The organism is Streptomyces sp. CNX435 (genome assembly GCF_059570575.1).
In genome coordinates, this window is the sequence record NZ_JCANTA010000049.1 from 1 (window position 1) to 15,834 (window position 15,834).

The following is a 15,834-nucleotide window of genomic DNA, read 5'->3' on the forward strand; positions in this document are numbered from 1 at the left end:
GCCGACTACTGGTACACCAACCTCCGCGAGACCGTCCGCTTCCACGACACCCTCACGCGCCTGGTCGACAACGGCCACACCACCTACGTCGAAACAAGCCCCCACCCCACCCTCACCACCGCCATCACCGACACCGACCCCTCCGCGATCGCCACCGGCACCCTCCGCCGCAACGAACACTCACCCACCCAACTCCACCTCGCCCTCGCCCACCTCCACACCCACGGCGTGGCCGTCGACTGGCACACGACCCCCACCCACCTGGCCGACCTCCCCACCTACCCCTTCCAACACGCCCACTACTGGCTCAACGTCCCCACCCCCAGCAGCAACCCCTCCGACCTGGGTCTGCGCCCCAGCACCCACCCCCTCCTCGGCGCCGCCGTGGAGGCCGCCGGGGACGGCGCCGTCACGTTCACCGGCAGCCTCAGCCTCCGCGCTCACCCCTGGCTCGCCGACCACGCCGTCAACGGCACCGTCCTCCTGCCCGGCACCGCCTTCGTCGACCTCGCCCTCCACGCCGGCGAACACACCGCACACCCCCACCTCACCGAACTGACGCTGCAAGCCCCCCTCGTCATCGCCGCCAAGACCACCCTCCAGCTCCAGGTGGCGGTTGGCCCGCGCGACGCCGGCGAGGACCGCTCCGTCACCGTCCACTCCCGGGGCTCCGACGTCGAACCGTGGACGCTGCACGCCGAGGGCGTGCTGGCCGCGCGGCCCGCCGAGCCACCCGTCGCCGCCGACCTCGCCGCATGGCCCCCCGCCGGTGCCGAGCAGGTCCCGGTCGACGACCTCTACGAGGCGTTCGCCGCCCGCGGCAACGAGTACGGGCCGGCCTTCCAGGGGCTGACCGCGGCCTGGCGCGGGGGCGACAGCCTCTACGCCGAAGTCAGCCTCGACGCCTCGACCGACGCCGCCGGCTTCGACGTCCACCCCGCCCTGCTCGACGCCGCGCTCCACACGCTCGGGCTCACCGACGCCATCAGCGGCGGCGTGTACCTGCCGTTCTCGTGGAACGACGTCAGCCTCTACGCGACCGGGGCGGGCGCGGTCCGTGCGCAGGTCACGCGGGTCGACGAGACGACCGTCGCGGTCGCGCTCGCCGACGTCGCCGGCCGGCCGGTGGCCACGGTGGGTTCTCTGGTGCTGCGGCCGCTCGACCCGGTCCAGCTTGCCCATGCCCGTACGAGCACGCACAACCGGCTCTTCCGCATGGACTGGACCGCCGCCCTACCCGCTGCCGACGCCGCCCCTGCCTCCCGCGCCGCTTCGGACGGCTGGACCGTACTCACGGCCGGTGTCGAAGCGGACACCGCGCCTTCTTCGGCGGACCGGCTGGAGGTGGCGCCCGCGGATCCGGCAAGCCCGCTGCCGGTCCAGGTCCACCACGCCGCCCGCCAGGCCCTCGGCCACGTACAGGAATGGCTCGCGGACGAGGCGAACGCGGGTCGTCACCTCGTCGTCGTCACCCGGCGGGCCGTCGCCACCACCGACGACGAGGACGTCGCCGACCTCGTCCACGCGCCCCTCTGGGGTCTCGTCCGCAGCGCCCAGAGCGAGCACCCGGGCCGCGTCATCCTCATCGACACCGACGACCCCGCCGCCGACCCCACCCCCCACATCGAGACCGCCCTCGCTCTCGACGAGCCCCAACTCGCCCTGCGCGGCGGGCAGCCCCTCGTGCCCAGGCTCGCCCGCCACACCCCCCCGGCCGGCGACACCCTCAGCCTCGACCCCGAGGGCACCGTCCTGATCACCGGCGGCACCGGCACCCTCGGCGCCCACACCGCCCACCACCTCGTCACCGCACACGGCGTACGCCACCTGCTGCTCACCAGCCGCAGCGGCCCCGACGCCCCCCGCGCCGCCGCCCTCCGCGACGAACTCGCCGCCCTGGGCGCCGACGTACGCATCGCCGCCTGCGACGCCGCCGACCGCGACGAACTCGCCGCGCTCCTCGACGCCGTTCCGGCCGACCACCCGCTGGCCGCTGTCTTCCACACCGCCGGCACCCTCGCCGACGCCACCCTGCACAACCTCACCCCCGACCACCTCACCGCCGTCCTCAAGCCGAAGGTCGACGCGGCCTGGAACCTGCACGAGCTGACCGAGCATCTGAAGCTCGACGCTTTCGTCCTCTACTCCTCCGCCGCCGCCACCCTCGGCGCCACGGGACAGGCCAACTACGCCGCCGCCAACGCCTTCCTCGACTCCCTCGCCCACCACCGCACCCGTCGCGGCCTGCCCACCACCAGCCTCGCCTGGGGCTACTGGGCCGAGCAGTCCGGCATGACCGGGCACATGGACGACACCGACGTCGCCCGCCTCTCCCGCGGCGGCCTTGCGCCGCTGACCACCGAGCAGGGCCTCGCCCTCCTCGACGCGGGCTGTGTCTCCGCGATGCCGTTCCTGGTCCCGGCCGCGGTCAATCCGGCGCGGCTCGACGCGGCGCAGGCGCCCGCGCTGTTCCGCAGCCTGCTGCGCGCCCAGCGGCGCCAGGCGGCCGCGGCCGACGAGGCAGGCGGCGGGGACTCGTCCGCCCTCGCGCGGCGGCTCTCGGGTCTCGGCGCCGCCGAGCAGCGGGACGTGCTGCTGCGGCTGGTGGCGAGCCACGTCGGCACTGTGCTCGGGCACGGCGAGGACGCCGTGGCCGTCAACCGCTCGTTCAAGGATCTCGGCATCGACTCCCTGACGGCGGTCGAGCTGCGCAACGGGCTGTCCGCCGCCGTCGGTGAGCGGCTGCCCGCCACCCTCGTGTTCGACCACCCCACGCCCACCGCGCTCGCGGAGCACCTGCGTAAGACGGTGCTCGGGGTCCGGTCCGAGGCGGCGGACGTGCCGTCGGCCGGCGGCCGGGTGGCAGGCGATCCGATCGCGATCGTCGGGATGGCGTGCCGCTACCCGGGCGACGTGCGTACGCCCGAGGACCTGTGGCGGCTGGTGGCCGAAGGCCGGGACGCGATCGGCGCGTTCCCGGAGAACCGCGGCTGGGACACCGACGCGCTCTTCGACGCCGACCCCGACCATCCGGGCACGTCGTACGTCCGCGAGGGCGGCTTCCTGTACGAGGCCGAGCAGTTCGACCCCGCGGTGTTCGGCATGAGCCCGCGGGAGGCGACCGCGACGGACCCGCAGCACCGGCTGCTGCTGGAGACCGCGTGGGAGACGTTCGAGCGCGCGGGCATCGGCCCGCGGTCTCTGCACGGCAGCCGGACCGGCGTGTTCACCGGCGTCATCTCGCAGGACTACTACTCGCGCCTGTCCCGGATCCCGGAGGGGTTCGAGGGGCAGATCGGGATCGGCAGCGCGGGCAGCATCGCCTCCGGCCGCGTCTCGTACGCGTTCGGGCTGGAAGGTCCGGCGATCACGGTCGACACGGCCTGTTCGTCGTCGCTGGTGGCGCTGCACATGGCCGGCCAGGCGCTGCGGGAGGGCGAGTGCGACCTCGCTCTCGTGGGCGGGGTGTCGGTGATGGCGAGCCCCAATATGTTCGTGGAGTTCAGCCGGCAGCGCGGGCTGGCACCGGACGGGCGCTGCAAGGCGTTCGCGGCCGGTGCCGACGGCACGGGCTGGTCGGAGGGTGTGGGGCTGCTGCTGGTGGAGCGGCTGTCGGACGCGCGGCGCAACGGCCATCAGGTCCTCGCCGTCGTCCGCGGCTCGGCCGTCAACCAGGACGGCGCGTCCAACGGCCTGACGGCGCCGAACGGTCCGTCGCAGGAGCGCGTGGTCCGTCAGGCCCTGGCCGGCGCGGGGCTCTCCCCCGCCGACGTCGACGCCGTCGAGGCGCACGGCACCGGCACGAGCCTCGGCGACCCCATCGAGGCGCAGGCCCTGCTCGCCACGTACGGCCAGGGCCGGCCCGCGGACGCGCCGCTGCGGCTCGGCTCGATCAAGTCCAACATCGGCCACACCCAGGCCGCCGCCGGCGTCGGCGGTGTGATCAAGATGGTGCAGGCCATGCGGTACGGGGTGCTGCCCCGGACGCTGCACGCGGACGAGCCGTCGCCGCACGTCGACTGGACGGCCGGCGCCGTGGAGCTGCTGCGTGACGAGGTGCCGTGGCCGCGGGCCGAGAAGCCGCGGCGCGCGGGTGTGTCGTCGTTCGGCATGAGCGGCACCAACGCACACGTGATCATCGAGGAGCCACCGGCCGACGACGCCGCCACCGCCGCGGAGCCGGCCGCGGACGCTCCGGCCGAGCCGGGTCCGGTGGTGTGGCCGGTCTCCGGGCACACGGCGGAGGCGCTGGCCGCGCAGGCCGGCCGGCTGCGGACGTACCTGAAGGAGCGCCCTGAGACCGACGTGCACGCGGTGGCGGCCTCGTTGGTGCGTTCGCGTGCGGTGCTGGATCACCGGGCGGTGGTCTTCGGTACGGACCGCGCCGAGCTGCTCGACGCTCTGGATGCGGTCGCGCGTGGTGAGGACGCGGATCGGGCGGTGGCCGGGCGGTACCGGGCGGGCAAGCTGGCGGTGCTGTTCACCGGCCAGGGCGCACAACGCCCGGGCATGGGCGCCGAACTGTACGACGCGTATCCCGTGTTCGCCGCGGCGCTGGACGAAGTCTGCGCGGCGCTGGACGCGCATCTGCCGCAGCCGCTCAAGCCACTGCTGTTCGCCGAGGCGGACACCGACGAGGCGAAGCTGCTGGACGACACGACGTACACCCAGCCTGCGCTGTTCGCGTACGAGGTCGCCCTGTACCGGCTGGCGGAGTCCTTCGGGATCCGGCCGGACTTCCTGGCCGGTCACTCCATCGGGGAGTTGACCGCGGCTCACCTGGCCGGAGTCTGGACACTCCCGGACGCCGCCCGCCTCGTCGCCACCCGCGGACGCCTCATGGGGACCCTGCCAGCCGGCGGCGCCATGTTGTCCGTCGCCGCCGACCGCGACACGGTCACCCGTCTGCTCAAGGACATCGACGGCGCGGCGATCGCCGCGCACAACTCGCCCGTCTCCACGGTCGTCTCCGGCGACGCCGAGGCCATCGACACCGTCGCGGAGCGCTGCTCCGACATCGGCGTGACCGCCCGGCGGCTGCGGGTCAGCCACGCCTTCCACTCCGCCCGCATGGACCCGATCCTGGAGGAGTTCCGCGCGGCCGTCGCCGACGCGCCCGCACAGCCCGCCGCCCTGCCGGTCGTCTCCGACCGCACCGGCCGGCCCCTGACACCGGACCAGGCGGCCTCGCCCGACTACTGGGCGGAGCAGCTGCGCCACACCGTCGAGTACGCCGCCGTCACGGCCTACCTGGAGCAGGCCGGCACCGGCACGTACCTCGAACTCGGCCCCGACACCACCCTCGCGGCCCTCACGACGGACACCCTCACCGCGCCCGCCGCCGCCGTGGCGGCCCAGCAGCGCAAGCGGGGGCAGGTCGACGCCTTCACCGGCGCGATGGCCACGGTCCACACCGTGCACAACCCCGTGGACTGGCCCACCACCGCGGCGCCCGTGCTCGGCGATCTCCCCACCTACGCGTTCCAGCACCAGCGCTACTGGCTCGACGCCCTGCCCTCCACCGGGGACGCCGAAGGGCTGGGGCTGGGCACGGCCGACCACCCCCTGCTCAGCGCGGCCGTGGAGCACGCGGACGGCGACGCCGTCACCTTCACCGGGCGGCTCTCGCTGCGTACGCACCCGTGGCTGGCGGACCACGCCGTCTTCGGGACCGTGCTGCTGCCGGGCAGCGGGTTCGTCGAACTCGCCCTGTACGCGGGTGAGCAGGTGGGCGCGCTCCGCCTGGCGGACCTGACGCTGGAAGCCCCGCTCGTCGTCCCGGACCAGGGCACCGTGCATCTTCAGGTGATCGTCGCGTCCGCGGACGCCGACGGCGGGCGCGGCGTCACCGTCCACTCGCGGACCGGGCGGGGCGAGCCGTGGACGCTGCACGCCACCGGCCGCCTCACGGCCGCGGACGCGCGGCCCGGTGCCGGCGCCGACCTCACCACGTGGCCACCGTCCGGCGCCGAGGCCGTCGGCGTCGACTCCGTCTACGACGACCTCGCCGTCCGCGGATACCAGTACGGCCCCGCGTTCCAGGGGCTGACCGCGGCCTGGCGCGACGGCGACGACGTGTACGCCGAGGTCTCGCTCGGCGCCGGAGCCGACGCCTCCGGCTACGGCCTCCACCCGGCGCTGCTGGACGCCGCGCTGCACGCCCTGGGCCTGATGGCCGAGGTGGGCGACGACGCCCGGCTGCCGTTCGCCTGGTCCGGCGTCGAGCTGCACGCCACCGGGTCCACGGTGCTACGGGTCCGGCTGCGGCGCGAGTCCGCGGACACGGCGCGTATCACGCTGGCGGACGCGGCGGGAGCGCCGGTCGCCCAGGTGGACGCGCTGTCGGTGCGCCCGGTCGATCGCGCTCAGCTGGCGGCGATCGGCGCGGACGGGCACGGGAAGCGGCTGTTCGCCGTGGAGTGGACGCCCGCGTCCGTCTCCGGGACGGCGGGCCCGCCGACGCCGTGGGCCGTACTGTCGGCCGGGGCGGAGGCCCCGGCGGACGGTGCCGACACGCTCGACGTGTTCGCGGTCCTCGACGAGCACCCCGGCGTCCCCGTGGCCGAGCGGGTCCACCGCGCCGCCGCGCAGGCCCTCGGCCACGTACAGGAGTGGCTGGCCGACGAGGCGAACGCGGAACGGCACCTCGTCGTCCTCACCCAGCGGGCCGTCGCCACCACCGACGACGAGGAGGTCGCCGATCTGGCGCACGCCCCGCTGTGGGGTCTGGTCCGCAGCGCCCAGAGCGAGAACCCGGGCCGGATCACGGTCGTCGACACCGACGGGCACCCCGACAGCCGGGCCGCCCTGCCCGCCGTACTGACGTCGGACGAGCCCCAACTCGCCCTGCGCAACGGGCAGTGCCTCGTCCCCCGGCTCACCCGCCACACCGGCGGCCCCGACCGGGCCGTCACCCTCGACCCCGAGGGAACGGTCCTGATCACGGGCGGTACGGGCACCCTCGGGGCGCACACCGCGCGCCACCTGGCCGCCCACCATGGCGTACGCCACCTGCTACTCACCAGCCGCAGCGGACCGGACGCCACCGGAGCCGCCGAGCTGCACGACGAACTCGCCGCCCTGGGCGCCGACGTGCGCATCGCCGCCTGCGACGCCGCCGACCGCGACCAGCTCGCCGCACTCCTCGACACGGTTCCCGGCGACCACCCGCTGACCGCCGTCTTCCACACCGCCGGCACCCTCGCCGACGCCACCCTCCCCAACCTCACCCCCGAGCAGCTCACCGCTGTCCTGCGCCCCAAGGTCGACGCCGCCTGGCACCTCCACGAGCTGACCGAACACCTGAAGCTCGACGCCTTCGTCCTCTACTCCTCCGCCGCCGCCACCCTCGGCGCACCCGGCCAGGCCAACTACGCCACCGCCAACACCTTCCTCGACACCCTCGCCGCCCTCCGCCGGCACCGCGGCCTGCCCGCCGCCGCGCTCGGCTGGGGCCTGTGGGCCGAACAGTCCGGCATGACCGGGCAGTTGGACGACACCGATGTCGCCCGCCTCGTCCGGGGCGGCATCACGCCGCTGACCACCGAACAGGGCCTCGCCCTCCTCGACACCGGCATCTCCGCCGCCCGCGCCCATCTCCTGCCCGTCGCCCTCGACACCGCCCGCGCCGCCCCCGAGTCCGCGCCGCCGCTCCTGCACGCGCTGGTACGCGGCGTCCGCCGGCCGGCGGCGGGTGCCGGGGGCGGCGCCGGGGCCGCGGCCCAGTCGGCCGCGCTGGTCGCAGAGCTGGCCGGGCTCGACGCCGGGCAGCGGACCGAGCGGGTCCGTGCGCTGGTGGTCCGCGAGGTGGCTCTCGTCCTGGGGCACGGCGGCGAGCAGGGCATCGAGGCGGACCGGCCGTTCTCGGAGCTGGGCTTCGACTCCCTCACCGCCGTCCAGTTGCGCAACAAGCTGGGCACGCTCGTCGGGCAGCAGCTTCCCGCGACGCTGATCTTCGACTACCCGACGCCGCTGGCGCTGGCCGACCACCTCGCCACGCGCCTGGCCCCCGGGCGCGGCGCGGCCGGCGGGGTCGTCACCGTGGACGACCTCGACCGGCTCGACGCATCGCTGTCCGCGCGGCCCTCGGACGACCCGGAACGGGTGGTTCTGGTCGAGCGCCTGGAGGCGCTGCTCGCCAAGCTGGCGGCCCCGGGCGCGTCCGACGAGAGCGGCGGGGAAGTCCTCGACTCGCTGCGCAAAGCGAGCAATGAGGAGCTCTTTAGCTTCGTGGAGAAGGATCTCGGGCTCTGAGTCCGCACGGCCCGGCCCGGGCCGTGATCAACATCGGCACTTCAATCGGTAAGGCTCGGCAAGGCATGGGAGCAGGACAGATGGCGGACGAAGACAAGCTGCGGGACTACCTGGCACGTGTCATTGCCGAGTTGCACCAGACCCGGCAGCGTCTGCACGACGCCGAGTCCCAGGAGCACGAGCCGATCGCCATCGTGGGCATGGCCTGCCGCTACCCCGGCGGCGTCCGCTCGCCGGAGGACCTGTGGCGGCTCGTCGCCGAGGGCCAGGACGCGGTCGGGGAGTTCCCCTCCGGCCGCGACTGGGACGTGGAGTCGCTGTACCACCCGGACCCGGACCACCCGGCCACGTCGTACGTGCGCGAGGGCGGGTTCCTGCACGAGGCCGCGGAGTTCGACGCGGAGCTGTTCCACATGAGCCCGCGCGAGGCGCTGGCGACCGACCCGCAGCAGCGGCTGCTGCTGGAGACGGCCTGGGAGGCGTTCGAACGGGCCGGTATCGACCCGCAGTCGGTGCAGGGCAGCCGGACCGGTGTCTTCACCGGCGTGATGTACAACGACTACTCGTCGCGGCTCATGCACCAGGTGCCGGCCGGCTTCGAGGGGCAGGTGGGCAACGGCAGCGCGGGCAGCATCGCCTCCGGCCGGGTGGCGTACAGCTTCGGCCTGGAGGGGCCCGCGGTCACCGTGGACACGGCCTGCTCCTCCTCGCTCGTGTCGCTGCACCTGGCCGCGCACGCGCTGCGGCAGGGCGAGTGCACGCTCGCGCTGGCCGGCGGGGTGACGGTGATGGCCACGCCGGGTACGTTCGTGGAGTTCAGCCGGCAGCGCGGTCTTGCGCCGGACGGGCGGTGCAAGCCGTTCGCCGCCGCCGCGGACGGCACCGGGTGGTCCGAGGGCGTCGGGCTGCTGCTGGTGGAGCGGCTGTCGGACGCGCGGCGCAACGGGCACCCGGTGCTCGCCGTCCTGCGCGGGTCTGCCGTCAACCAGGACGGGGCCTCCAACGGCCTGACGGCGCCCAACGGTCCGTCGCAGCAGCGGGTGATCCGCCAGGCGCTCGCCAACGCGGGGCTCACCGCCGCCGACGTCGACGTCGTCGAGGCGCACGGCACGGGCACGACGCTGGGCGACCCGATCGAGGCGCAGGCGCTGCTGGCGACGTACGGCGAAGGGCGCTCGGGCGACGCGCCGCTGTGGCTCGGCTCGGTCAAGTCGAACCTCGGGCACACCCAGGCGGCGGCGGGCGTCGCGGGCATCATCAAGATGGTCATGGCGATGCACGAGGGCGTGCTGCCGCGCACGCTGCACGTGGACGAGCCGTCGCCGCACATCGACTGGTCCGCCGGCAGTGTCCGGCTGCTGACGGAGCAGCGGGCGTGGTCGCACCCCGAGCGGCCGCTGCGCGCCGCGGTCTCGTCGTTCGGCATGAGCGGCACCAACGCGCACGTGGTGATCGAAGGCCCGCCGGCCGCCGCCGAGGTGGCGGAGCCGGCGGCCGAGGCGGTCCCGGGTCCGGTGGTGTGGGCGCTGTCGGGTCACACGCCGGAAGCACTCGCCGCCCAGGCCGGGAAGCTGCGCACCTGGCTGGCGGACAACCCGGACGCCGACGCGCGGGCCGTGGGGTCCGCGCTGCTGCGGACGCGGGCCGCGCTCGGGCACCGGGGCGTGGTGTTCGGCGACGACCGCGAGGAGTTGCTCGCCGGGCTCGGCGCCGTCGCGGAGGAGACGCCGGGGCAGGGTGCGGTCGTGGGCACGGCGGCCGGCGGCAAGCTGGCGGTGCTGTTCACCGGCCAGGGCGCGCAACGCCCGGGCATGGGCGCCGAGTTGTACGACACGTACCCCGTCTTCGCCGAGGCGCTGGACGAAGCCTGCGGGGCGCTGGACACGCACCTGCCGCAGCCGCTCAAGCCACTGCTGTTCGCCGAGCCGGACACCGACCAGGCCAGGCTGCTCGACGACACGACGTATACGCAGCCGGCGCTGTTCGCGTACGAGGTCGCGTTGTACCGGCTGGCGGAGTCCTTCGGGATCCGCCCCGACTTTCTGGCCGGTCACTCCATCGGGGAATTGACCGCCGCCCACCTCGCCGGGGTATGGACGCTTACGGATGCCGCGCGCCTCGTCGCCACCCGCGGGCGGCTCATGGGCGGGCTGCCCGTGGGCGGCGCCATGCTGTCCGTCGCCGCCGACCGGGACGCCACCGCCCGCCTGCTGGAGGACGTCGACGGCGCGTCGATCGCCGCGCACAACTCGCCCGTCTCCACGGTCGTCTCGGGTGATGCCGAGGCCGTCGACACCGTCGCCGAGCGGTGCGCAGAGGCCGGCGTGAGGGCCCGGCGGCTGCGGGTGAGCCACGCGTTCCACTCGGGGCACATGGACCCGATCCTCGCCGAGTTCCGCGAGGCCGTCGCCGGCACCGCCGCGCAGGCGCCGGCCCTGCCGGTGGTCTCCAACCGCACCGGGCTGCCCCTCTCGGCGGCTGAGGCGGCCTCGCCCGAGTACTGGGCCGAGCAGCTGCGGCAGAGCGTCGAGTACGCCGCCGTCACGACGTATCTGGAGCAGGCCGGCACCGGCACGTACCTCGAACTCGGCCCGGACACCACCCTGGCGACCCTCACCGCCGACACCCTCACCGCCCCGGCCACCGTCGTTGCCGCCCAGCAGCGCAAGCGGGGGCAGGCGGAGGCGCTGACGGCCGCGCTCGCCGCGGTCCACGCCGCGCACACCCCCCTCACCTGGCCCGGCACCACCGCCACCGTCGGCCTTCCCACGTACGCGTTCCAGCACCAGACGTACTGGCTCAGCGCCCCCGCCCACGCCGGCGACCCCGGGCACCTCGGGCTGCGCCGCACCGAACACGCCCTGCTCGGGGCCGCGATGGAGCTGGCGGACGGCGGGGGTGCCGTCACGTTCACCGGGAGCCTGAGCCTGCGTACGCACCCCTGGCTCGCCGACCACGCGGTGGGCGGCACCGTCCTCCTCCCCGGCACCGCCTTCGTCGACCTCGCGCTGCACGCGGGCGAGCACACCGGCCACCCCCACCTGGCCGAACTCACCCTCCAGACCCCGCTGGTCCTCGGCGAGCACGGCACCGTCCACCTCCAGGTCACCGCGGGCGCCGACGCCGACGGCAGCGGGCAGCGGCCGGTCACGGTCCACTCGCGCGCCGAGGACGGCGACGTCTGGACCCCGCACGCCACGGGTTACCTCACCGCGACGCCCGCCGCCGGCCAGGACGCCGACCCGTCCGCCGACCTCGCCGCCTGGCCGCCCGCCGGCGCCGAGTCGCTGCCCGTAGGGTCGCTGTACGACGACCTGGCGGCGCACGGGTACCACTACGGCCCCGCCTTCCGCGGCCTGTCCGCGGCCTGGCGCGCGGCGGACGGCGGCGTGTACGCGGAGGTCGACCTCGCCGGGGACGACGCCGGCACCGACCCGGGCGGTTACGGCATCCATCCCGCGCTCCTGGACGCCGCCCTGCACGCCCTCGGCCTGGCCCCGGGCGGCGAGGAGGGCACGCAGCTGCCGTTCTCCTGGAGCGACGTGGAACTGCACGCCACCGGCGCGGACTTCCTCCGCGTCCACGTGCGGCGGGTCACGCCGACCTCGGCGCGGATCACCCTGGCCGACGCGGCGGGCAGTCCCGTGGGCCGCGTCGGTTCGCTGACGCTGCGGCAGGTCGACGCCGCGCAGCTGCGGCAGGCCGCCACGCCCGATCCGTACCACGACAGCCTGTTCACCCTGGACTGGGCCCCGCTCACCCTCCCGGAGCCGGACACCGCACCCGGGCACGTCGTCCTCGCCCCGCTCGCCGGCGGTGACGCCCTCCCCGGCGTCGCGGGCGGCCGGGTCGTCGCGGACCTCGAGACGCTCCTCGCCCAGGACGAGATCCCGGCGACGGTCCTGCTTCCGGTGGGCGACCCCGGCGAGGGCGTCCTGCCCGCGCGGGTGCGGGAACTGAGCACCCGGCTGCTGGACGTCGTCCAGCGCTGGCTCGCGGACGAGCGGCCGGCCGGCGCCCGGCTCGCCGTCGTGACGTCGGCCGCCGTGGCCGCCGAGCCCGGGGACCCGGTGACGGACCTCGTCGGCGCCTCCGCCTGGGGGCTGCTGCGCTCCGCGCAGTCGGAGCACCCGGACCGCTTCCTGCTGGTCGACGTGGACGCGGATCCGCGCACCGCGGCGGCCCTCCCCGCCGTCCTGGCCTGCGGAGAGCCGCAGACCGCGGTACGCGAGGGCCGGGCCCTCGCCGCCCGCCTGGGCCGGTCCTCGGCCGACGAGGTGCTGACGCCCCCGCCCGGCGAGGAGCACTGGTGCCTGGGCGTGACCGGGCAGGGCTCGCTGGACGACGTCGCGCTCGTCCCGTCGCCCGAGGCGGGCGCCGACCTGCGGCCCGGTGAGGTGCGTGTCTCCGTACGGGCCGGCGGGCTGAACTTCCGCGACGTCGTCGTGACCCTCGGCATGGTGGCCGACGTGCGCGCGGTGGGCGGCGAGGGCGCCGGTGTCGTCGTGGAGGCCGCGCCCGACATCACCCATCTCGCGGTCGGCGACCGGGTGATGGGCCTGTTCACCACCACCGGGCCGGTGACCGTCACGGACGCCCGGCTGCTGGCGCGTATCCCGGAGGGCTGGTCCTTCGCGGAGGCGGCCACCGTGCCGATCGTCTTCCTCACCGCCTACTACGGGCTGGTGGACCTGGCCGCCGTCGAGCCGGGCGAGCGGCTGCTCGTGCACGCCGGCGCCGGCGGCGTCGGGATGGCGACGCTGCAGCTCGCGCGGCACTGGGGCGTGGAGGTCCTGTCCACCGCCAGCGCCGGCAAGCAGCACGTGCTGCGGGAGTACGGGGTCGAAGGCTCCCGTATCGCGTCGTCGCGGACGCTGGACTTCGAGGAGCAGTTCCGTGCGGCCACCGACGGCGCGGGCGTGGACGTCGTACTGAACTCCCTGGCCGGGGAGTTCGCCGACGCCTCGCTGCGGCTGCTGGGCGACGGCGGCCGGTTCGTGGAGATCGGCAAGACCGACATCCGGGACGCCGGAACGGTCGCCGAGGAGTACCCGGGCACGACGTACCAGGCGTTCGACCTCGGCGACGCCGGCCCCGACCGCATCCAGGAGATGCTGCAGGAGCTGCGGGAGCTGTTCGAGGGCGGCGTGCTGCGGCCGCTGCCCGTCACCTCCTGGGACATCCGGCGCGCGCCCGAAGCGCTGCGTCACCTGAGCCAGGCCCGGCATATCGGCAAGGTCGTGCTGACGATCCCCGCGCCGATCGACCCGGACGGCACCGCCCTGGTCACCGGCGGCACCGGCGTCCTCGGCGCCCACGTCGCACGCCACCTCGTCACCCGTCACGGCGTACGGAACCTGCTGCTCACCAGCCGTTCCGGCCCCGACGCACCCGGCGCCCGCAGCCTCCACGAGGAACTCACCGCGCTCGGCGCCACCGTCCAGATCACCGCCTGCGACGCGGCCGACCGCGACCAACTCGCCGCCCTGCTCGGCACCGTGGCCGCCGAGCACCCGCTGCGCGCCGTCGTCCACACCGCGGGCGTCCTCGACGACGCCACGGTCGACCGGCTCACGCCCGACCAACTCGCCACCGTGCTGCGCCCGAAGGTGGACGCGGCCTGGAACCTGCACGAGCTGACCGAGCACCTGGAGCTCGACGCGTTCGTCCTGTTCTCCTCCGCCGCCGCGACCTTCGGCGCCCCCGGCCAGGCCAACTACGCCGTCGCCAACACCTTCCTCGACTCCCTCGCCGCGCTCCGCCACCGCCGCGGCCTCAGTGCCATCTCGCTCGGGTGGGGCCTGTGGGCCGAGGCCAGCGGCATGACCGGGCATCTGGACGACGCCGACGTCGCGCGGGTCGGCCGCGCGGGCGTCGTCCCCCTCACCACGGCGCACGGCCTGGCGCTGCTCGACGCGGGTATGTCGGGCAGCCGCCCGTTCCTGCTGCCGACCGGGCTGGACACCCGCGTCCTCGACCCCGCCAGCGCCCCGCCGCTGCTCCGCGCCCTGGTCCAGCCGCGCCGCGCCGCCGCCGCGCCCGCGAACCGCGGGGCCGCCGCCCGGAGCGGCGGGCGGGGATCCTCGCTGGCCGACGAGCTGTCGGCGATGGCTCCCGAGAACCGGGAGCGGCACGTCCTGGACCTGGTCCGCGGCCATGTGGCGACGGTGCTGGTCCTCGGCGACGCGACGGCGGTCGGCGCCGACCGCAGCTTCCGCGAGCTGGGCTTCGACTCGCTCACGGCCGTCGAGATGCGCAACCGCCTCACCGCGGCCACCGGCCTGCAGCTGCCGACGACGCTGGTCTTCGACCACCCGACGCCCGCGCTGCTGGCACGCTTCGTACTGGACGAACTGCTCGGCGCCCTGCCGCAGACGGCGCTCTCCCCCGCCGTCGCCACCCGCGCGGACGAGGACGAGCCGATCGCCATCATCGGCATGGCGTGCCGCTTCCCCGGCGGCGTCGCCTCGCCGGAGGACCTGTGGCGGCTGGTGAGCGAGGGCCGCGACGGCATCGGAGGCTTCCCCGAGGACCGCGGCTGGGACCTCGACCGGCTCATGGACCCCGACCCGGAGCGACTCGGGACGTCCGCGACGTCGCAGGGCGGATTCCTGTACGACGCGGCCGAGTTCGACGCCGAGCTGTTCCGGATCAGCCCGCGCGAGGCGCTGGCCACCGACCCGCAGCACCGGCTGCTGCTGGAGACGGCGTGGGAGGCGTTCGAACGGGCCGGCATCGACCCGGCCACGCTGCGCAACACGCCCACCGGCGTGTTCGCCGGCGTCATCTCCCAGGACTACCTGTCCCGGCTGACCGAGACCCCGGAGGGCTTCGAGGGGCAGGTCGGCATCGGCAGCGCGCTGAGCATCGCCTCCGGCCGCGTCTCGTACACCTTCGGTCTGGAGGGCCCGGCGGTGACGGTGGACACGGCGTGCTCGTCGTCGCTGGTGACGCTGCACCTGGCGTGCCAGTCGCTGCGGAGTGGTGAATCGACGCTCGCGCTGGCGGGCGGTGTGACGGTGATGGCCACGCCGGGCTGCTTCACCGAGTTCAGCCGTCAGGGCGGCCTGGCGCCGGACGGGCGGTGCAAGCCGTTCGCGGCGGGGGCCGACGGGACGGGCTGGTCGGAGGGCGTGGGGCTGCTGCTCGTCGAGCGGCTGTCGGACGCCGTACGCAACGGGCGCCGCATCCTCGCTGTCGTGCGCGGGTCCGCGGTGAACCAGGACGGTGCGTCGAACGGGCTGACGGCGCCGAACGGTCCGTCGCAGCAGCGGGTGATCCGGCAGGCCCTGGCCAATGCGGGTCTGTCGGCTTCGGAAGTAGACGCGGTGGAGGCGCACGGGACGGGCACGACGCTGGGCGACCCGATCGAGGCGCAGGCGCTACTGGCCACGTACGGCCAGGACCGGCCGGACGACGCGCCGCTGTGGCTCGGGTCGCTGAAGTCGAACCTCGGCCACACCCAGGCCGCGGCCGGTGTCGGCGGTGTGATCAAGATGGTCATGGCGATGCGCGAGGGCGTGCTGCCACAGACGCTGCACGTGGACGAACCCTCATCGCACATCGACTGGACCGCGGGCG

The 15,834-nt window shown here is 75.1% G+C and carries 2 protein-coding genes; both read left to right on the top strand.

Annotation, left to right across the window (positions count from 1 at the left end):
• Positions 1-8,253: type I polyketide synthase (locus T328_RS35665; RefSeq protein WP_496500424.1), on the top strand; the 8,253-nt coding region annotated here is incomplete at its 5' end.
• 23 nt (positions 8,254-8,276) lie between these two features.
• On the top strand, positions 8,277-15,834 hold a 7,558-nt coding region (locus tag T328_RS35670), incomplete at its 3' end, for an SDR family NAD(P)-dependent oxidoreductase (protein WP_496500425.1).